The sequence below is a fragment of the Paenibacillus sp. HGH0039 genome (genome assembly GCF_000411255.1).
Taxonomy (GTDB): Bacteria; Bacillota; Bacilli; order Paenibacillales; family NBRC-103111; genus Paenibacillus_F.
Genome location: NZ_KE150412.1, coordinates 541,096 through 559,915 on the forward strand (window position 1 = coordinate 541,096; position 18,820 = coordinate 559,915).

Annotated in this window: 17 protein-coding genes; 5 read left to right on the top strand and 12 right to left on the bottom strand. The window is 53.1% G+C overall.

Annotation, left to right across the window (positions count from 1 at the left end; translation table 11 throughout):
- Window positions 1-21: 21 nt before the first annotated feature.
- On the bottom strand, window positions 22-2,871 hold the full coding sequence (locus HMPREF1207_RS02065) for a 2-oxoglutarate dehydrogenase E1 component (RefSeq protein ID WP_009672912.1): 2,850 nt from the start codon (window positions 2,869-2,871) through the stop codon (window positions 22-24).
- Window positions 2,872-3,178: 307 nt separating this feature from the next.
- The gene (locus HMPREF1207_RS02070) at window positions 3,179-4,000 is read right to left on the bottom strand and encodes an MBL fold metallo-hydrolase (RefSeq protein WP_009672760.1); all 822 of its coding nucleotides are present in this window, start codon (window positions 3,998-4,000) and stop codon (window positions 3,179-3,181) included.
- Window positions 4,001-4,210: 210 nt separating this feature from the next.
- Between HMPREF1207_RS02070 and HMPREF1207_RS02075 the strand changes: the two genes are divergently transcribed.
- From HMPREF1207_RS02075 to HMPREF1207_RS02095, 5 genes are all read left to right on the top strand, one after another.
- Complete coding sequence (locus HMPREF1207_RS02075; RefSeq protein ID WP_009672856.1) at window positions 4,211-5,689, top strand: spore germination protein; 1,479 nt, start codon at window positions 4,211-4,213, stop codon at window positions 5,687-5,689.
- Window positions 5,690-6,781, top strand: coding sequence for a GerAB/ArcD/ProY family transporter (locus HMPREF1207_RS02080; protein WP_231391996.1), 1,092 nt, complete (start codon window positions 5,690-5,692; stop codon window positions 6,779-6,781).
- Window positions 6,774-7,871, top strand: a complete 1,098-nt coding sequence (locus HMPREF1207_RS02085) for a Ger(x)C family spore germination protein (RefSeq protein WP_009672744.1) — start codon at window positions 6,774-6,776, stop codon at window positions 7,869-7,871. Before HMPREF1207_RS02080 ends, HMPREF1207_RS02085 begins: the two co-directional genes overlap by 8 nt.
- Before the next feature lie 197 nt (window positions 7,872-8,068).
- Window positions 8,069-8,716, top strand: a complete 648-nt coding sequence (locus HMPREF1207_RS02090; RefSeq protein ID WP_009672882.1) for a metal-dependent hydrolase — start codon at window positions 8,069-8,071, stop codon at window positions 8,714-8,716.
- 66 nt (window positions 8,717-8,782) lie between these two features.
- Window positions 8,783-9,448 carry a sensor domain-containing protein gene (locus tag HMPREF1207_RS02095; RefSeq protein ID WP_009672737.1) on the top strand — a complete coding sequence of 222 codons (666 nt, stop codon included), beginning with the start codon at window positions 8,783-8,785 and terminating at the stop codon, window positions 9,446-9,448.
- 39 nt (window positions 9,449-9,487) lie between these two features.
- Here the strand turns inward: HMPREF1207_RS02095 and HMPREF1207_RS02100 are convergent, their stop codons facing one another.
- The 10 genes from HMPREF1207_RS02100 to HMPREF1207_RS02145 form a co-directional block, all read right to left on the bottom strand.
- The gene (locus HMPREF1207_RS02100) at window positions 9,488-9,679 is read right to left on the bottom strand and encodes a hypothetical protein (RefSeq protein ID WP_009672779.1); all 192 of its coding nucleotides are present in this window, start codon (window positions 9,677-9,679) and stop codon (window positions 9,488-9,490) included.
- 168 nt (window positions 9,680-9,847) lie between these two features.
- Window positions 9,848-10,126 carry a protein-tyrosine-phosphatase gene (locus HMPREF1207_RS02105; RefSeq protein ID WP_009672693.1) on the bottom strand — a complete coding sequence of 93 codons (279 nt, stop codon included), beginning with the start codon at window positions 10,124-10,126 and terminating at the stop codon, window positions 9,848-9,850.
- Window positions 10,127-10,178: 52 nt separating this feature from the next.
- Window positions 10,179-10,727 (bottom strand): hypothetical protein, encoded by a 549-nt coding sequence (locus tag HMPREF1207_RS02110; RefSeq protein ID WP_009672770.1) that lies wholly within the window; start codon window positions 10,725-10,727, stop codon window positions 10,179-10,181.
- Between the two features lie 13 nt (window positions 10,728-10,740).
- The gene (locus HMPREF1207_RS02115; RefSeq protein ID WP_036739407.1) at window positions 10,741-11,331 is read right to left on the bottom strand and encodes an AAA family ATPase; all 591 of its coding nucleotides are present in this window, start codon (window positions 11,329-11,331) and stop codon (window positions 10,741-10,743) included.
- A 38-nt stretch (window positions 11,332-11,369) separates the two neighbouring features.
- Entirely contained in the window at window positions 11,370-12,152 is a 783-nt protein-coding gene (locus HMPREF1207_RS02120) for a class I SAM-dependent methyltransferase (protein ID WP_009672857.1), read from the bottom strand.
- A 91-nt stretch (window positions 12,153-12,243) separates the two neighbouring features.
- The gene (locus HMPREF1207_RS02125; protein ID WP_009672866.1) at window positions 12,244-12,666 is read right to left on the bottom strand and encodes an immunity 22 family protein; all 423 of its coding nucleotides are present in this window, start codon (window positions 12,664-12,666) and stop codon (window positions 12,244-12,246) included.
- 39 nt (window positions 12,667-12,705) lie between these two features.
- Complete coding sequence (locus HMPREF1207_RS02130) at window positions 12,706-13,329, bottom strand: MSMEG_1061 family FMN-dependent PPOX-type flavoprotein (RefSeq protein WP_009672876.1); 624 nt, start codon at window positions 13,327-13,329, stop codon at window positions 12,706-12,708.
- A 147-nt stretch (window positions 13,330-13,476) separates the two neighbouring features.
- Entirely contained in the window at window positions 13,477-14,913 is a 1,437-nt protein-coding gene (locus HMPREF1207_RS02135; RefSeq protein WP_009672802.1) for an erythromycin esterase family protein, read from the bottom strand.
- A 130-nt stretch (window positions 14,914-15,043) separates the two neighbouring features.
- The gene (locus tag HMPREF1207_RS02140; RefSeq protein ID WP_009672696.1) at window positions 15,044-16,480 is read right to left on the bottom strand and encodes a hypothetical protein; all 1,437 of its coding nucleotides are present in this window, start codon (window positions 16,478-16,480) and stop codon (window positions 15,044-15,046) included.
- 206 nt (window positions 16,481-16,686) lie between these two features.
- A complete protein-coding gene (locus tag HMPREF1207_RS02145; protein WP_231391997.1) occupies window positions 16,687-18,813 on the bottom strand; it encodes an MMPL family transporter in 2,127 nt (708 codons plus the stop codon).
- Window positions 18,814-18,820: the final 7 nt, after the last annotated feature.

Consider the following 18,820-nt stretch of genomic DNA (forward strand, 5'->3'; position numbering starts at 1 on the left):
GTGACCTCCTATGCAGGTTTATTATTCCGGTTGTTTAAGAGCTAGCGAGATGATCTGGTTATGTTCGAACGTATGAATCTCCTGGAAGCCGCTGGCCGGGCTGGAGCGGTCAGGCAGACCCTCGTAACGCACGTTGACTTTATCCGGCGCAAGGGAACGGATTCTGGATTCCATGAAGTTCCAGGAGCCCATGTTCCGGGGTTCTTCCTGTACCCAGACGATTTCTTTCAGTCCAGGGAACTTCGCGATGATTTCCGAGATATCCTGTTCCGGCAGCGGGTAAAGCTGCTCTACACGGGCAATATGAAGCCACGAGAAATCGCGGTCTTCGGAAGTTTCAAGCGCTTCTTCCAGATCGATCGCCATTTTACCGGTGGTCAGCACAAGACGTTTCACTTTCTTCGGCTGATCGCCAAGGCCTTTCTGTTCCATGACCGGCAGGAAGGAGCTTTCGCTGAATTCCTTGCCGTCGGACGATACGCGCGCGTTACGGATAAGGCTTTTCGGCGCCATAATAACGAGCGGACGAGCCTCTTCGCGTTCCGTAATGGCAGCCTGGCGGCGGAGAATATGGAAATATTGCGCCGCGCTGCTCAGGTTCGCGACCGTCCAGTTGTTCTCTGCGGAAAGCTGCAGGAAACGTTCCAGACGGGCACTGGAATGCTCCGGTCCTTGACCTTCGTAGCCGTGCGGCAGAAGCATCACGAGACTGGATTTTTGCTCCCATTTGGAGCGGCCCGCGGAAATGAACTGGTCGATGATCACCTGCGCCGCATTGGCGAAATCGCCGTACTGGGCTTCCCAGATCACGAGCGTTTCCGGCGAATACACGTTGTAGCCGTATTCGAAAGCAAGGACAGAGCCTTCGGACAGCGGGCTGTTGTAAATCGCGAACGATGCGCGCGCCTGAGGCAGCTTGTGCAGCGGCGAGTAGGTCGAGCCGTTCTTCACATCGTGAAGCACGAGATGGCGATGCGCGAACGTTCCGCGCCCTACGTCCTGTCCGCTGATCCGGATCGGCTTGCCGTCGGCCAGGATCGATGCGAACGCCAGCGTCTCCGCGAGCGCCCAGTCTACCTTGCCGCCTTCGTTAAGCGCGTCTCCGCGGCGTTCCAGGATACGCTGCAATTTCGGGTAGACGTTGAAATCTTCCGGCCATGTAATCAGCTCGCGGTTGATTTCCTGCAGTTCCTGAAGCGGAACGGCCGTCTTGATTTTCTTGAGATCGTCGAAAATAGCCGGCTCGGCGACACGCTTTCCCTTGCCTTGGTGATTTTTGACGAGTTCGTACGCTTCCTGAAGCGTATTCTGGATGTTCTGGATCATCTGCTGGTAGCCGTTGTCGTCTACGAGCCCTTCCTGCTTCAGCTTTTCCGCATAGAGGACGGAGATCGTCGAATGGTTCTTCACTTTGCCGTACATCAGCGGCTGAGTCGTTTCCGGATCGTCGTTCTCGTTGTGTCCGTAACGACGGTAGCCGATCAGGTCGATCAGGAAGTCTTTCTTGAACCGGTTGCGGTATTCGCAAGCCAGACGCGCCGCCGCAAGGCATGCTTCCGGGTCGTCCGCGTTAACGTGAACGATCGGAATCTCGTACCCTTTGGCCAGGTCGCTCGCATAGTGAGTGGAGCGGGAATCCGTGCTGTCGGTCGTGAAACCTACCCGGTTGTTGACGATGATATGGATCGTTCCGCCGTTCTCGTAACCGGTCAGCTTCGTAAAGTTGAGTGTCTCCGCAACGATACCTTCACCAGGGAACGCGGCGTCGCCGTGCATGACAATACAAGCCGCCTTGTTCAGATCCTGTTCTGGATAGCCGGGATTTTCACGATTATCTTGTGCCGCACGCGCAAAGCCCTCAACGACTGCGCCTACAAACTCCAAGTGACTCGGGTTGTTCGCGAGTGTCAGCTTGGCTTCTCTAGTTTCGCCTTCCTTGATTGAGCGTCGTGCACCCAGGTGGTACTTTACGTCCCCTGTCCAGCCGTAGTTGATTCCCGTGGAACCTTCGGATGGAATGATGTCTTTGTTCGGCGCATGATGGAATTCCGCAAAAATTTTCTTATACGGCTTACCCAGAATGTGAGCGAGCACGTTTAAGCGTCCGCGGTGGGCCATCCCCATCAGAATGTGTTCCGCTCCGTCGTGAACGACTTCATGAACGATTTCGTCTAAAAGTGGAATAAGTACGTCCGTACCCTGCAGGGAGAAACGCTTCTGACCGACGAACGTGCGGTGCAGGAAGCTTTCGAACTGCTCTGTCTGTACCAGGCGGTCCAGAAGCTTGGTCCGCTCTTCTTTGGTCAGCGGCTCGATAGATGCGCCCGATTCCGCTTGACGGTTCAGCCAATTACGCTCGTCTTCCTCATGAACATGGCTGAACTCGAAACCGATCGATTGGGAGTATCTTTGACGCAGACGCTGGATCGCTTCCCAGCCGTTCGCCACGTCGGACGGAGCTTCTTCCCACACGATTGAAGCCGGCATTGCCAACAGATCTTCTTTGGTCAGACCGTATGTGCCCGGCTCAAGAAGTCTGGTATCCGGGTTGGTGCTCAGACCCAGCGGGTCCAGGTTGGCAGCTAAGTGCCCGTATGTGCGAATATTCCACACCAGTTTGCCGACGGCGACGACTTTCTTCAGCACGTTCGGGTCGCTGGTGGTAGTGGTTCCTGCGTTTGCCTGACCTTCGGATTGGACGGTTTGTACCGATGCCGGAGGCGCTCCAAAACGCGCAAACAGGTCCCGATAAGCTGCTTCCACAGAATCGGGATCGTTCAGATACTGCTCATACTTCTCTTGAATGTAACCTAGGTTCGGCCCGTAATAAGATTCCCAGGGCCACCGACTGCCTTCCACTTCATTCCTCATAGCTGTAATTTTCCGCCTCACTTTTAAGATATTAGTTCTGCTCGTATAGAACATCCTAGCATAACAATAACGATAGCCCTCCTCGTCGAGAATCTCTCCTCAATTTCAGGTATCGTCATCAAATGTGGAAATTACAATACTTATTATAATGCAGTCTATAGAAAAGTCCAAAAAAATTGCGCATTTTGTCACAAGAGTTCACAATTTAGCCGGCAATTATGGCTTTTTTGGTAAAAACCTCATAGATTGCCGGTTTTTTCGACAAATTTTCAGACAATTCACCTTAAAAAAAGAGGGATTTCAGCCGTTATTTCTTCTCCGGCATCGCCCGTTCTTCGAAATGTTCAGAAAGTGTTCGCAATCCTTCCGCCAATTCCGGTCCGGAAACCGGTCTTCCGTGTCCGGTGACGGCTAAAGACGGCTGTAATCCTTCCAGAAACCGGACGGAGATTTTGGCCGCTTCCCAGTCGGTCGTAAAATATTTCGGGGGTCCGTTTACCTCCGGCGTCTGCATGATCACTTTATAAAGCGACTCCTGCTTGACGTTCACGAAAGCGTCACCCGCGATCAGTGCCTTATCCTTGTCCCGGAAAAGGGAAATATGCCCGGGTGTGTGTCCCGGCGTATGAATCCATCTCCAGTCCTGCATTTCGGGTATGGAGCCGTCCGGCGGAAGCTTGCGCAAATAGCTGCCCAGATCAATCCCGTCGTTCGGGAAAACGGGAGACATTTTGGCGACGAGTCCGCTGTCCACGTCCGGGTCGGCGGGCGGATAGTCCTGCATGCCGTTCAGATAAGGAAATTCGAGCTCGTGCGCGTAGACAGGCGCGTTCCACCGCTTAACAAGCTCGATGATAGCCCCGACATGGTCGAAATGACCGTGGGTCAATACAATCGCGCGCGGAGGCACGGTCCCGAACCGCTTTTCCGCGGCTTGGATAATCTCGTCCGCGGAACGCGGCATTCCCGCGTCCACAAGCACCCAGCCCTGCGGATTGCTGACTTCCCCCACAAACACGACATTCACGATCTGCAGGGTGAGGCAGTAGATGTCCGGGGCGGCCTCGGTCCCTTCCCCGCTCTTGATAGACGTAACCGGCAACCTTTTGTCTTCAAATGTATTTTCCATCCATCCGGCTCCTCTCCGTACTCCGTAGTTTTCCAAATAAGGCTGCGCCTGCTTATACTTACCCCATTGCCCGCAAAAAAATCGGCTCTTTCCCGGGTTTTCTGCGTGTTGTCGGATGCGTTCGTGCGTTAAAGCCGAATAAGGGGACAGGAGGTATAAATCTTCCCTCTTTTCACAAAATAGGAAAAACCGCCGGAAAGGTGATCGGCTATGCGTTTCAAAAAATGGATACGTTTGTTTTCCAGTACGAATCCCCCTTCGCCCGTCATCCGGCAAATTCATGCCGATCCTCCCGTGCTTTCCAGGATCAAGGAACAGTTTAAAGACTGCAGCGATCTTACCCAGCGGGAGTTTCCGGAGCCGGAGATCACGCTTTTTTATTTCAAACACATGGTCAGCCCCGATTTGCTCGAGCGTGAAATTTTGACCCCGCTCGAAAATATCCAGGAGAACGAAACGGACCAGCTGCTGCAAAATTCGATTTTTCTCCGTGTGACCGAGGAAAACATCCTTGTCGAGAAAATCGTCAGCGGCTGGGCCGCCCTGTTCGTCAAGGGGGCCGCCTATGCCGTCGATATTTACGGGCCCGAAGTCCGGGTCATCGAACAGTCGGAGACGGAAGGCGTTATCGTCGGCCCCCACGACGCTTTTACGGAATCTCCGGAAGCGAACTTGTCTCTCATCCGCAGGCGGGTGAAAAGCAACCGCCTGAAAGTCCAAGCGTTTACCGTAGGCGAGGTTACGAACAGCAAAATATTCGTCCTATACATCGATGGAATCGCCAACATGGATTACGTCAATACGATGACGCAGCGTATACAGGCCATCGAGACGGACGCGATCTTCGATGCAACCATGCTCGTCCAGCTCATCGACGATTTTCCCAACTCGTTGTTTCCGGTTATGCTGAACACGGAACGCCCCGACGTTGCGGCCTCCAAACTTGTGGAAGGCAAAGTCGTCACTATTGTCGAGCAGAGCCCGTCGGTCATCTGCGGACCGACTTCCTTTTTCGAATTTTTTATTTCGCCGGACGACTATTACAGCCGTTGGGCGGTCGGCACCGCGACCCGCTTACTGCGTTACACGGCTTTTGTCATCACGATTTCGTTTACGGCTCTCTACGTCTCCGTTACGACTTACCACTACGAGATGATTCCGGACAATCTGATCACGACGCTGACGGAATCACGCAGCCGCGTCCCTTTTCCGCCCGTTTTCGAGGCGCTTCTGATGGAGACGACGATTGAACTGCTCCGGGAAGCCGGAGCCCGGCTCCCGACCAAAATCGGCCAAACGATCGGCATCGTTGGCGGTATCGTCATCGGACAGGCGGCCGTCCAGGCGGGTTTTACGAGCAATATCCTGATTATTGCGGTGGCCTCTTCGGCGATAGCCTCTTACGTGATTCCCAGCTATACAATGAGCGCTTCCATCCGGCTGATCCGCTTCGGTCTGGTTATCGCCGCCGGCGTGCTCGGCAATTTCGGCATAATGGCCGGTATCGCACTGGTCATCATCCACCTGGCCAAATTAACGAGCCTGGGCGCTCCGTATACGATTCCCGTCGCCCCCCTCAAATTAAAGGACTGGAAGGACATCTTTATCCGGGCCCCTTTCTGGAGCCTGAAAAGCCGGCCTGCCCAATCCTTGTCGATGAACAAAAAATACAACAAGCTCAAAAAGTAGGTGGTTGCGTTGTCCAGGGAAAGATTGTATACCCACCATGTCGGATTTCTCGTTTTCAATACGCAGATGGGCGTCGTGTTCTTCACTCTTCCCCGGATCGCGGCCACCTATTTCGGAACGAACGGATGGGCATCCATGCTGATCGTCTGTGTAATCGCCACCTTCAATATCTACCTGATTTCGCTTGTCAACAAATTAGGCAAGGGAGAGTCTTTCTTCGATATCCTAGAGAAAGCGATTTCCAAGTGGGTGCTGGCGCCGCTTTACCTGTTCATGACCGCCGTGTTCAGTATGATCGGATGCCTGGTAGTCAAGCAGTATGTGCTCATTTACCAGCTTCTGATTTTTCCGTCTACGCCCGATATCGTGTTGAAGCTGGTAGTCGATCTGCTTGTACTGCTTCTTCTTCTCAAAGGAATTTATACCATTTCGAAAGCGAACATCATATTCTGTCTGCTTTTGCTGCTGCTTGCCCCGATATTCGTTGCTTTTACGACGGAGTTTGATTCGGTCCGGCTAACCACCTCCCTTTTTAAAGATGGAGAGAACAGTGTCAAGGGATTCATCACCATGTACAGCGCGTCTATGGGTTACGAGATCAGTCTCTTCTTCATTCCCTACGCAAGCAGGAGCGTCAAGTGGATGCGGGGAGTTTATATCGGAAATTTCGTGGTTACGTTCGTCTATCTTATGGTGACCTTCATCTGTTACGGCGTGTTCAGCTATGTCCAGCTTAAACTTCAATCTTTCCCGCTGCTGGATTTGCTTGCTTATTTGAAATTTCCGTTTATGGAACGCATTCAGAATTTCCTTTACAGCGTTTTTCTGATTTCGGTTATCGTTACGTCCTCCATGTATTTCTGGACCAGCAAAGAGACCCTTAGCAGGCTGGTTCCCAAAATAAAAGGGACCTATCTATCCGCAGCCATCATGTTTGTCACGTTTTTCATTTCTTACATGGCCCAGACCCTGACGGTCGTGGAGAAGTGGTTCGGTTATCTCAGTGTCATGATTATTGGGCTGGCGTTCTTTCTTCCGGTATTTGCCCTCGTTGTCCTACTTTTCCGTAAAAGGAGCCTGCCGAATGTTTAAGATGCGGCATCTTTTTCTTCCTTCGCTGCTTTTCCTTACCGGATGCTCAAGCGACCAGAATATACTGGAAAAGATCGGATACATCCAATCCGCCGCTTATGACTGGGCGCCCGACAACAAAATGAAGGTCACCCTCAGTATCCCGGTGATCGAGAGGGAGTCCCGGGACGGATACGACGAAATACTGACCATTACAGCTTCGAGCAGCAAAGCGGCGAAAAACCTGCTATCCCGGAAAACGAGCCGGACGCTGGTCAGCGGCCAGCTCAGAAACCTGCTTTACGGCATCGAGCTGGCCAAAACCGGGTTGCGTCGGAACATGGACTCCATCTTGCGCGATCCTTCGATCTCCAAAAGGTCCAATATTATCCTGACGGAAGGCGAAGCGCACGATATCATCAACCGGGACTACACGGGGCATCCCAAAACGGAACAATATGTAGATAAACTGCTGCAAAAAGAATTCCAGCTTCAGAATACGCCGCGCATTCTCCTCCATCAATTTGTCCGGGATTATTTTGATGAAGGCATCGATCCCATCGCGACCGTCATCCGCATTTCCGGTAATGATTTGGAAGTCAGCGGGATCGGTTTATTCAAAGAAGATGTGTATGTCACGAAGCTGCCTACGAAAGACATGATCTTTTTCAATCTGCTGTACCAGAATCAGAAGCAGGGCGAATTTTCATTTACCTTGAACGACGAGGATACCAAATCCATCATGTTCAACGCTATCTCCAGCAAGCGGAAAATTAAAATCCGCCGGGATGAGGAGGGCGTTCTTCATGCGGATATACAAATGGTGGTCCATGGAAGCGTCCTTGAGTATATCGGCAAACTAAATTTAAGCACGGATGACAGCGCCAAGGTCGAGAAGATGATGTCGGCCTATATCTCGGAGCATTCCGAGAGGGTCCTCTCGTTTATGCAAAAACACGGCGTCGATAGCATCGGGCTGGGCCGGTATGTCCGGAACGAACTGGGGTATGCGCAGTGGAAGAAGCTGGACTGGGCAGAGGCCTATCCGTCCGTACAAGTCCATGTCCATGCCGATTTCCATATCAAAAATTTCGGTAATTTCTTTGATTGAACGCAGACAAATGCAAGAAAAGGCGCGGCAGCCCGTTTTGACGGGTGCCGCGTCTTTTCTGTTGATTTCTCCGAAGTTCGAATTTCCGCCGAAGTACTTATTTTTCCTCCATGCCTTGTGCGTATGGAGCTTTCCTTGTATACTGTCTTAGCAAACATATGTTTGCATTCCTATCATCGTCAGTCAACGGAGGCATTATGAAAGGTTCAACTCATCTCGCAATCGGCACTGCCATCGGACTTGCCGCGTCCGCTTTTCATCCTTTTACCCCAACGAATTTTGCGGTGTACATATCGGTGGCCGCTTTCTCCGCGTTGAGCGCGGATCTGGACGGTCCCAGCATGCTGAGCAGCAAGCTCGGCAAAATTTCCAAATGGCTGCGCGAAGTGTTTCTGTGGGGAGGCGCTTTGCTTGTAGCAGCCGTGGCCTACCTCTTTTTTACGGAGCATCAGTTTTACCCGGAACGGATGACGATCGCGGTCATGATTTTTCTGATCGGCTTCGTGACCAAGGAAGGGATCATCCGCAACGCGCTGGTCAGTCTGGTCGGAGCGGGCCTCATTTACTGGGGCTGGAATACTCAAATGAGATGGCTGATCGGACTCGGCGCTTTTGTCGTCTGGGCTCCCTGGTTGAAACACCGCGGGATGACGCACACGGTATGGGCGCTTGCGGCTTGGGGCGCCATCGGCATGGAGCTGGAGAAACAGCTGAAGCTGGAAGGCATTATGATGGTCGCCGTCGCGGGCTACTTCTCCCATCTGTTCGCGGATACCTTGACGCCAAGCGGTGTGAAATGGCTGTATCCGTTCTACAAAAAGTCTTTCAAAATCCCGTTTTTGTAGGTTTTGAAGGGCATCGTCCTCCATCGTCGTCTTATTAGGCAGATCACATAAGGACGGTGGAAGACATTGAATAAATCGCCAGATTTTACAGCATCGTTTTTTTATTTGCTTGCTCTACTTCCCATGGGACTGTTCGGCTTTGTATATGCAGTCGTAGGGATCGCATTGTCAATCGGGCTTATGCCGATTTTTATCGGATTCCCGCTTCTTCTGTTTGTACTGCGGACGAATCGGAACCTAACGGATCTGGACGCCCGACTCGCCTCCCGGCTGCTCTGCTTGGAACCGCAGACCAAGGCGGAAACGTCCGGCGGCACTCATCGGGGAGAACGGAAGTCCTTCTGGGCCCTGCTCGGCGCGGAGCTGGTCGACGCAAGATCGTTCAGCGCGCTGCTTTGGCAGTTCATCCGGTTGCCTCTTGGCATTCTCGCTTTTGCGTTCGCGGTCTCGATTGCCTCGGTCGTCCTGGCTCTGCTGGTTTCTCCGATTGTGTACTGGGTTCTTCTTCAGACCCTCCACATCGATATATTTCAGGATCAGCTGAACTTCTTCCTGATGAACGAACGGATCGATTCCATGCAGCTTTCCCTGATCCATACGGGAATCGGCATCCTGGCCGCTCCTGTCGGCGTGATCGCTATCCGCAAACTGGCCCAGTTCATGGGCTCTATCGCCGTAGAGATGACCCGCATCGGGGCGCCGGCGTATCATTCCGCTCCCCGGTTCCGATAGTATAAAGAGCTGTCTCCCCCAGGGGAAGACAGCTCTTTTTTAGTACATTCTTTTCCGCTGTGGCTCCTTCGGGATTCTATCCCAAACGACAATAAGCAGAGTAGCCAGCGGCCCGATCAGCAGCGAAATGAAAAACCAGTTTAATCCGCTCCTGTTTTTCCCTTGGGCCAGACCCGCATTGATGAGCGCCAGTGTCAGCCAGCCGATCCCGTTTTCCCCGTTTACCTCCAAAGTCGCGTCCCTCCATTCCCCACATGTTTGACCCTCAGGAAATAATCGGAGAAATAAGCGATTCATTTCCCGGGCAACCGCATAAAACGCTAAGATAAGCGTTCAGATGACATCCTTCTCCAAACCCTGTCCTTCCGCTTCAAAAATGCAATCCCCCACGCCGAAAAATCATTCGTTTTCCGTGAGAGGAAAATAGTCCGATACCCGGGATTCCAGGAGTTCGATGAGCTCCTCGTCCATAAATCCGTACTCGTCCGGAATCTCTAGGCAAATCACCCGCTTATGCCTCACGATGGAGCCGAATTTGTCCTCGATTCTTCTTTTATGCTTCTTCTCCATGACGAAAATCACGTCCGCCCAGCCCACGTGACCTTCCGTCACCTTTATTCGCGCGTTCTGTTCCGTTCCGGCGGAACGGACCTGCCAATCTTTTAGCCCGTTAAACACTTTCTCGGCCGTTAAGCTTCGCCACCTGTTGCGGCTGCAAAGAAATAATAGTTTAATGGTCTGCCTCTCTCCCTCGTAACGCGAAATTCAGCAGGAGCCGGCCTTCGCAGATGTTACTTACCAGATTTAATGCCGAAATGCTGACAAACGCGAGTCCCCCGTAATCAAACAACTCGGCCCCCTTGTATAACGAGAGGGTACGGTGAAGGCTGATGGGCTCCCGCCCCGGAAAGCGGAACTTATACTCGTTCTCCACCTGGGTCATTACGTTTTTAAAAACCTGTACGGACAAGTATAATTCGCCTTCCAGACGAATGAGAGCATATTCCTTACGACTTTCCGGATAAACGTCAAAATCCGCAGATTCTACCGCATATTCCGGCGAATATTTCATAATCAGGTGGAACTGGTCCGCCGTTATCGGCACTCCAAGCGCTCTCAGATACGCCCCCTGTTGAAAATCCACAAGCTTAGATATGGACATAAGCATAAAACCGCCAACCAGACATATTAACGCTGCCGACAGATTGCCTGCCGAAAAAGTAAAAAACGTTCCGAACACGAGCAGAAACAAGCCTGTGATGTTTTGAATGGTCGTCACGGCGACTTCCTTTCTAGAACCGGATTTGTTTGAGCTGGGTCAGCAGGCGGTCGGCCTGTTTCCGGATTGTGCTCCTGTTGTCGGGGAGAAGCTGTATCCCGGCAATGGCGGCGATTTCCTCGCTTACTTCACCGATCGTCAAAAAATCCGTATCTATGTGATGTTTGAAAACTTCCTGCGAGAGTCCCTCCCTGCAGCGGTCAATCTGACGGGCCGCCCACGAATTCGCGCCTTCTCCTCTCGATCTTAATCGTGTGAGCAGCGTTTCCTTGGATGCGCAGAGGGCGAAATGGTGAACCGTCCTGTTATCCCGGCGCAGCCTTCCCACGATCTCGTCGAAATAAACCGGGTTGACGAGCGTCATCGGAACGAGGATAACGCCGTCAAATTTGCCGCTTATGTAGTTCAGCATGCCGTAATTGCTTTCCCGCCACATCGGATAATCTTGAAAATCATCCAGCGCCGTGGAAGAAGGCACATTTTTGCGTATAAAATATCCCGCGTTTTCGGGATCGTATAAAAACGAGCCGGGTATCCGCCGGTGCAGTTCGTATGTCGTTTGGGACTTACCGGAGCCAAAAGCGCCGTTCACCCATATAATCATGGAAGTCACTCGCTTTCCTGAAATGTGCGGAGACCGCTCTAGCTCTCCAGAGTCAACACGGCCACCGAGTATTTATGCGGAATAGGCAACACCGCCGCGTCAAAGTCGGACAGATTCCGCAGCAGTTCGCCGCTCACCTTCATGCGGAGTTCATTGGATTCGTTGGCCAGCCAGGAAACCGACCTGATTTTGCCGCACCAGTCTTCGTGGGTATAGGCAAGCGTATAAGCCTGTTCCCATTCGTGCCTGAGACGGAATCCGTGCCGCTCCCACTCCTCAAACCAATTTACGGGAAAGCCGCTTCTTCTTTCCCTGACTTCCGCGTTCGAGCCTGCCGGCTTCAGGACGATTCCGTTTTCTTTCAAAATGCGGAACGTGAGCCGAACAGCCTCCGATGTGGATTCAAATACGGAATTGATCACGATGAGGCTGCCCCCGGGCATCAGATGCCGCCGGATATTTCCCAGCGTTCGACCGCGATCGAACCAGTGCCAGGCCCGGACGGCCGTCACGAACGAGTACGTTCCAGGCAGCCGGAATTCCTCGGCGGCGGCCTGTACGTACGGAATCGGTTCCATGCCGGCCTGACGAGTTTGCGCGACAGCCGCTTCGATCAGCTCGGCCGAAGGCTCGATCCCCGTAACTTCAGCCCCGCGCTCCGCAAGAGCTCTGGTGAAAATACCGGTGCCGGCGCCGAGATCCAGTCCCTTCCTGCCCCCAAAATCCGTCCCGCGCGCTTTCAGCTGACGAAACAGCAGATCGGGAAGGGCATCCCGGTATTTCGCGTAGTCGCCGGATACTTTTCCGAAATCAGTTGTCATGATCTTTCACCTCTGCTATCTACCTTACAGGCAAAAACACACGATGTAAAAATCATCCTTTTAATCGGTGAGATAACAAAAAGTTTTCTCCCTACTCGTACTCGGCCATCCCTACGAATACAAGACGGTCCGCTCCGGACGCGGCACTTTTTCCCCGGTTTTTTAAGGGGTAGCCGAAATTGAATAGGAGCACCACCGTATTCCAGGCGGTTCCCTCCGGAAGTCCTTGCGCCTCGAACTCAGGAATGATCTTTTCATCGTACGAACATCCTGCCAGCAGCTCAGCTAACGAAGAGGTTTCTTCCAGGGCCAGATAGGCTTCGAAAAAATCTTCGTCGAACCAGTCGATTCCGAAGTCGGCGCAAAATGCCGGCAATACGCTTTCTCCGTCTTCATCATACGTAAATTCGGTATACTGCCTGAGGCCTTCATCCTCGCTGAACTGTCCCACCCACAAGGAAACAAAGCCGGGGCGTTCCCCGGTAAGCTCCTTTTCTTCCTCAGCGTTTGGCATTAAACCGGCCTCCTATATACGTAAATTATGCTGACAGCCTCAATACATTCTCTTCTCATAGCTGTCCTTCAACCCTATGGAAACCTCATCCGCCGTAATGTCCGGACGATTGGCGTGAGCGGCAATCATTACCGGCACGGAGGGCAGCGCCGCAGGCCAGGTCTTCATGTCCCACAGTTCGGACCGTTTAAACGCTTTCGCACAGTGGAGAAAAACCTCTTCCACCTCGACCCCGATCGCCAGCTTCGGAATCTTACCGTGCGCCTCAAGCGGAGCGAGCAGACCGGGATCTCTCGTCAGGCACGCTTTTCCGTTGATCCGCAAGGTTTCTTCCAGGCCCGGTATAATGAAAACAAGTCCGATATGCGGATTCTCCAGGATATTCCGGTATGTATTCATGCGCCGGTTGCCCGGCCTTTCGGGGATAATCAGATGATGATCGTCCAGCACCTTCACGAAACCGGGCGCATCGCCTCTCGGCGAAACGTCGCAATTTCCCCGGAGATCGGCCGTTGACGCAAACAGGATAGGCGACAGCCCGATAAACTCCCGGCAGTGCCGCTCCATATAAGTGATTTTCATCGCTTCCACGATTTTGTTGGGGTACCCCAGCATCTCCCGCAATTCCGCTTCGGCTTCGATCCGGTCCTCAAAATAGTCCATCTATCCAACCTCCTTTCATTGGAACAATTTTACTTTATTTTTGATTATATCGGATTTTGTATCCCGCTTGCATCTTTTCGGGTTAAACGAAAAAAAGCCGGTAATCTGCCCAAGCAGATTCCGGCCGTTCAATTTGGGAGGGTAGTGCTACTGCGAACCCCCTTTACCGCGTATGTAAGACGGCGCATGGACCGTGTCAATAAGCAGCAGCCCGTCAAACTGGTCGCGTGGAATGAAGCTTTCCTGCATCAATCCCCAATCGAGTGAAAGACGGGGTTCGAACATCCAGGAAGTTCCGGGCTTGTCTTTGCGGTATTTGATGTCTACAAACGTATAAGGGTGCCCGTGCTGCTTCAAAATGTCTTCGAGCGAGCCCCGTTCCGGCTTAACGATGGGATAGCTCTGCCCCATATTGTTGGCGGCTTCGCCTTGATACGCATACAGGCCGATCACGTAGCTCTGCTTCTTTAAGCGGGCCGGCATGCTCTCGCCCATAAGGCTCAGACCCGAGTAGGCCGAATTTAAAACCGCCGAGTTTTTCTTCCGGATATGTACGTTGTGTCCCCAGACAATGATTTTCTTGTCCGGATAAATTTGTTCGGCAAGCCAGGTCAGATTAGCGGCCATCATCTCGTCACGCATCCTAACGGTTTCCTGGAAGGGGACGATATCGTTCTTCTTGAGCGCAAGGTTGCTTCGGATATTCGCTTCGGTATACGTTTGGATGACCTGGATGCGGTTATCCAGGACGCGCAGCGTCATCTCGATCAAGTGCGGATTGCGGGGATAGTCCGCTTTCAGCTTGTCGGCGTTCTCTTTCACAAACGTTTTCATGCTCGCATATGTTTCCAGCAGACGCGGTTTCGCTTTGGCGTATCCCGCTTCGTCTTCACTGAAGCTCCAATCGCCCAGCTCCTGCTCCGCATCCGCGAACGCTCCGGCCAGTTTGGCGTCTCTGGACCCGATCCAGTCCCGGACGAACTCCGAATACGGGGACTGAATTTGCATATCGAATCCGCCTAGGATCAAAGGTTTGTCCGTTTCGAGCGTCTGCTTGATATAGTCGAATAGAGGCAGCGTCTCCTTAGACCACCACACTCCGAAAATGGCTTCTTTCATCATTTGTTCCGGGGTCGAATCAGTGCTTTTGGCAAGAGCGGCGGACGCATTTCCAAGTCCCGATTCGAAAGCGATGACATCGTAACCGAGCTCCTGGTGCAGGTATTGAATGAGGCGGACTTTCGAAGAACTGTATTCCGCTGCCCCATGTGTGTTTTCACCGAGGTAGACCAATTTTTTGTCGATCAGCAGCGGTTTCAGAAATTCCAGATCCTTGAACCGGTCTTTCTCTATGACGCCTTTCGCGCTTGCTTCAGGCTGGATGCGGTCCAGGGCATAAGCATGGCTTTGAATCCAGTTCGCCCAGTTTCGGCCGTATTGCTGCGTTGTGCTGACTGCAGGCGGCTTGCTGTCCGCAGCGGTATCGGCGGCGGCCATTCCCGCAGCGGGAAAAGCGCAGACGGCGGCTATTGTCAAGGCGATAGTCGTTTTGATCGTTTTTAGTTTCAGATGATGTGAATGCAAAAGAAATTCCCCCTAGTAAGTAAGCCGGTAAGTAAAAGCGTCATAACGAAGATGACCACTTTTATGCTAAACCTTGCCATTTAAAAGGAGGAAGGGTTTTGTTTAAATTTCGTTTAAATTTCGGAAACGATCAGACGGATTTTTCTCGCGGGGCGCTGCCGCTTATGAGCGCTTCTCCCCTGCCTCGCTTTACCGCAACGAATACGACGATACACTCGGCCAGCGTTCCGACTGACTGGGCAAACGCACCGATTGCCCCGTTCCAGCCCGGCGTTATCACAATCAGCAGAACAAGCGAGACGAGCATCACGGTAACGTTGGCCGATTGCGAATAGACCATTGTCCTCGTTTCCCGGCGCAGCATAAGAATCCCGTTGCCGTAATCGAGCCAGGGAAACACAAGTGTGAGAATCATAAACACGCGCAGCGTTTTGATCACTTCCTCCATCAGCCGGTCGCCGACACCGATGACTTCGTTCAGAAACCAGGGCCCGGCATCCGTATAAGCGAGCAGCCCGATCAGAACGGACGGAATTAAACTGATGACCAGCACGAAACGCTTCACGCGTCCCGGATGAATCCGGTAGAAATTCAGCACGATCTGATGAATATACGAAAAAAAGCTTTGGACGAGCTGCGTCAAATTGGAGGCGACCGCGAACGCCGCGATAGCGATAACCGCATCTCCCGCCTTGCCGAGTAAAGCGTTTAGCGAAGGTCCGATCACGACCGCAATAAACGACGAGAAGAGGAGCGGCTTGTAAAAGCGGAAAACATCGCCCGTTTTTTCAACGGTATGCTCCGGATTCTTCTCCGGTATTTTGTGCTTGAGCAGCGCACTGCCCTCCCACACCGCAACGGCGCTCTCGATCACCATGCCGACGAGGAAAATGATCGCGCCCACGCTGCTTCCGGTAACTCCGTGTACCCGTATGTAATACTGCGCGACGAGATACATGCCGAAAAGACGGACGACCATCCCGATCGTGAGCCAGAACGTTCTTTTGTTATAAATAATCAAGCCGTGATAAAGGCATCTCAGCCCGGAAAACAGGCTGACGAACATGAGAATCCGGTAAACGTTCAGAACGTTTTCGAGCTGTGCGCCGCCGATTCCGAAAACGGCGCCCATCAGCCATTTTCCGGGCGGTAAATAAGACAAGATCAGTCCGGCCGCCATAATGGACGCGAATACGTAAAACGCGACCCGCCGCATGGCGCGAAACGAGACCCGGTCGCGGACAAGCGCGGAACACGTCTGCCTGAGCAGCACGGCCGGCTTCTCCGTTATCCCCAGAAGGCTCATCGCAATGGCATATCCCGCGATAACATGTTCGGGATCGGGCGCCCGGGCAAGCGTACTGTTAATGATCGAATGGGACATCGTGACCAGACTGGCCGCTATGCCGAGCGGTACAAAGAAGACAAGCAGTTTCCAGAAGGTAACCGCTTCATGAGCCGGGGACGCATACTCATCTCCCCGGTCTGAGCCGGCGGAAATTCCGGCCGGTTCGGCTTTCTTGAGACTTCCGGTTTCCTGTAAATCATCGGGTTCATCATCTGACATAGCGCTGCTCCTCACTCACGAAGTTTGGACTAGAGATCAAGCGTAAGGCACAAAGTTACTTCGATTGTAGCACAAATAAACGCCCATCCCCCCGATATAGTTATAACTTCGTAAAAAGTGACAAGTATTTCTTATTGAAAAACAACCTCAATCCCTTATAAACACACAAAAAAACCGCAGAAGCTGCGGTTTCGTCCTTTTTATTTTTAGGGCGACCACCAGTTCCAACGGCCCAGAAGTTTCATCAAGGCAGGCACCAGAATCATGCGGATCAGAGTGGCATCCAGAAAAATGGCTCCCGCAATACCGGTTCCCAGCTGTTTAACCCCCGCTACGTCCGCTCCCGCAAACGGAAGCGTGACGGCGATCATGATAGCCGCCGCCGACGTAATGATCCGACTTGTGGAGGCCAGTCCCGCTGCAACCGCGTAATCGTTGTCCAGCGTCTGCCGGTAAACTTCGGCAATTCGGGCGACCAGGAACACTCCGTAGTCCATGCTGATGCCGAACACAAGGCCGAAGATGAATACGGGAATCATGATCGCGATAGAGCCGCCGCCATCGGCCGCCCCTTCCTGAAAAATCCAGGTCAACAGACCGAATGAAGCGGTAATGCTGAGAACATTCATCAGGAGCGTTTTAAGAGGAATGAATACGGACCCGAACGCCTTGTACAGCAGGAAAAAATTCGTAACGAGGACAAACAACAGCACCTTATGCAAGTTGGTAAAAATCGCGTCGTACACTTCCTGACGATACTTGGCCTCTCCGCCCAGTTGAAAAGGAATCTGCTCTTGATTTCCCGCGGCCTCCCATTTGCGCAGCCACTCCCTCGTTGCTTCCGAATCGGGATCGGTGCGAAGGTAAACGTCCATGACCAGCTGATTTTGATGAAAATAAAAGGGAAGCAAGGCGGCTTCGTGACGGACACCCGGCTTTTCAAGAAACAGAGAGAGCTGTTCGCCGTTCATGCCCAGTCTGGAGAAAACCGAATCCACCCGGACCACTTGCGGGTCCCGTTGAAGCCGCTGATACAACCGGTAAGCATGCTGCCAGTCAAAACGTTGTCCGCTGTGCGCACCGGCCTCTTTGACACCCAGAAGAAGGGTGGCTTCCGGCGAAGGAAAACGGACGGCCAGCCGTTCGGCTGCGGCGCGCGATTCCGTGCCTTCGGGAAGCGAAGCCGCGTCCGGAACCGCCATCTTCATCCGGCCCACCGGCAGGATGAAGATGAAAACGATCAGGATGGCGAGCAGCGCCAGCCGCAGGGGTCTTTTCATAACGGCCGCAGACAAGCGATGCCAGAACCGGCCGCCGTTAACGGGAAACCGGGCGGCGTTTTCCGCTTCAATCCTTGTCCGCAGCAAAGACAACACCGCAGGCAGCAGCGTAAATGACAAGAAAACGGAGACAATCAGGACGGTAAAGGCAGCCCAGGCGACCGAGGCGAACATCGGAAGAGGGATGAACAGGATGCCGAGCAGGCCAAGCGCCACACATCCGGCCGAATACAATACCGCTCTTCCCGAAGTCCGCATAGTAAACCGAAGCGCCGGTTCGGCCCTGCCGCAGCTCAGTTCTTCCCGGAACCGGCTCACGAGCATCAAGGAAAAATCGATACTCAGCGCCAGCCCCACCATCGGAATGACGTTGAGAACGAAATTGGACAAATCCGTCACCATCCCGATCCAGTAAACGATTCCCATCGAAACGACGGTAGAAACCATTCCGAGTACGACCGGAATCAAAGCGGTCGCCGCTCCGCCGAAGGCTATCCACAAGATAAGAAACGCAGCGGGAAGCCCGATCAGCTCCGCTTTTCTCATATCTCTTTCACTCGCCTCATTCACATCCGCCTGAACGACCGGCTTCCCGGTGAGCTTCCACGCGAAGCCGGGATGAGCGGGCAGGCGACCGCGCAGCTCTCCCAGTACCTCCTGTTCATTCCGTCCGGTAAAGCGGATATCCAGCAGCGCGTAGGCCTTGCCGGAACGCAGCATTTCCTCCTGATCCAGGGGTGAAACGATCCTGTCCAGTCCAGGCAAGCCCTCGGCATTGCGCAGGACGGAGCGGATATAAGCTCTAAATTCCTCCTTCGGACCGGGCGCGTTCTGCTCGAACCATAGAACGACCGGCTCGGCAGGCCGGTTAAAACCCGCGTCCAGCCGCTCCCGGACCGTACCGAACGAGCCTTCGGGATCGAGTCCGTGCCCCTGGAGCACGGAAGGAAGACTGTGGGCGTAGCCCCCGAAGAAAACGAGGCAGGCCGCCCAACAGACGAGAATGATCTTCGGATAGCGGAAAGAAAGGACAGCCAGTCTGTGCAAGCCCATGCCCTCC

Bases quoted from the DNA above. Each gene is read 5' to 3' on its own strand.
- HMPREF1207_RS02065 (WP_009672912.1), bottom strand. From the start codon at position 2,871: ATGAGGAATGAAGTGGAAGGCAGTCGGTGGCCCTGGGAATCTTATTAC.
- HMPREF1207_RS02070 (WP_009672760.1), bottom strand. From the start codon at position 4,000: ATGGAAAATACATTTGAAGACAAAAGGTTGCCGGTTACGTCTATCAAG.
- HMPREF1207_RS02075 (WP_009672856.1), top strand. From the start codon at position 4,211: ATGCGTTTCAAAAAATGGATACGTTTGTTTTCCAGTACGAATCCCCCT.
- HMPREF1207_RS02085 (WP_009672744.1), top strand. From the start codon at position 6,774: ATGTTTAAGATGCGGCATCTTTTTCTTCCTTCGCTGCTTTTCCTTACC.
- HMPREF1207_RS02090 (WP_009672882.1), top strand. From the start codon at position 8,069: ATGAAAGGTTCAACTCATCTCGCAATCGGCACTGCCATCGGACTTGCC.
- HMPREF1207_RS02115 (WP_036739407.1), bottom strand. From the start codon at position 11,331: ATGATTATATGGGTGAACGGCGCTTTTGGCTCCGGTAAGTCCCAAACG.
- HMPREF1207_RS02120 (WP_009672857.1), bottom strand. From the start codon at position 12,152: ATGACAACTGATTTCGGAAAAGTATCCGGCGACTACGCGAAATACCGG.
- HMPREF1207_RS02125 (WP_009672866.1), bottom strand. From the start codon at position 12,666: ATGCCAAACGCTGAGGAAGAAAAGGAGCTTACCGGGGAACGCCCCGGC.
- HMPREF1207_RS02130 (WP_009672876.1), bottom strand. From the start codon at position 13,329: ATGGACTATTTTGAGGACCGGATCGAAGCCGAAGCGGAATTGCGGGAG.
- HMPREF1207_RS02140 (WP_009672696.1), bottom strand. From the start codon at position 16,480: ATGTCAGATGATGAACCCGATGATTTACAGGAAACCGGAAGTCTCAAG.
- HMPREF1207_RS02145 (WP_231391997.1), bottom strand. From the start codon at position 18,813: ATGGGCTTGCACAGACTGGCTGTCCTTTCTTTCCGCTATCCGAAGATC.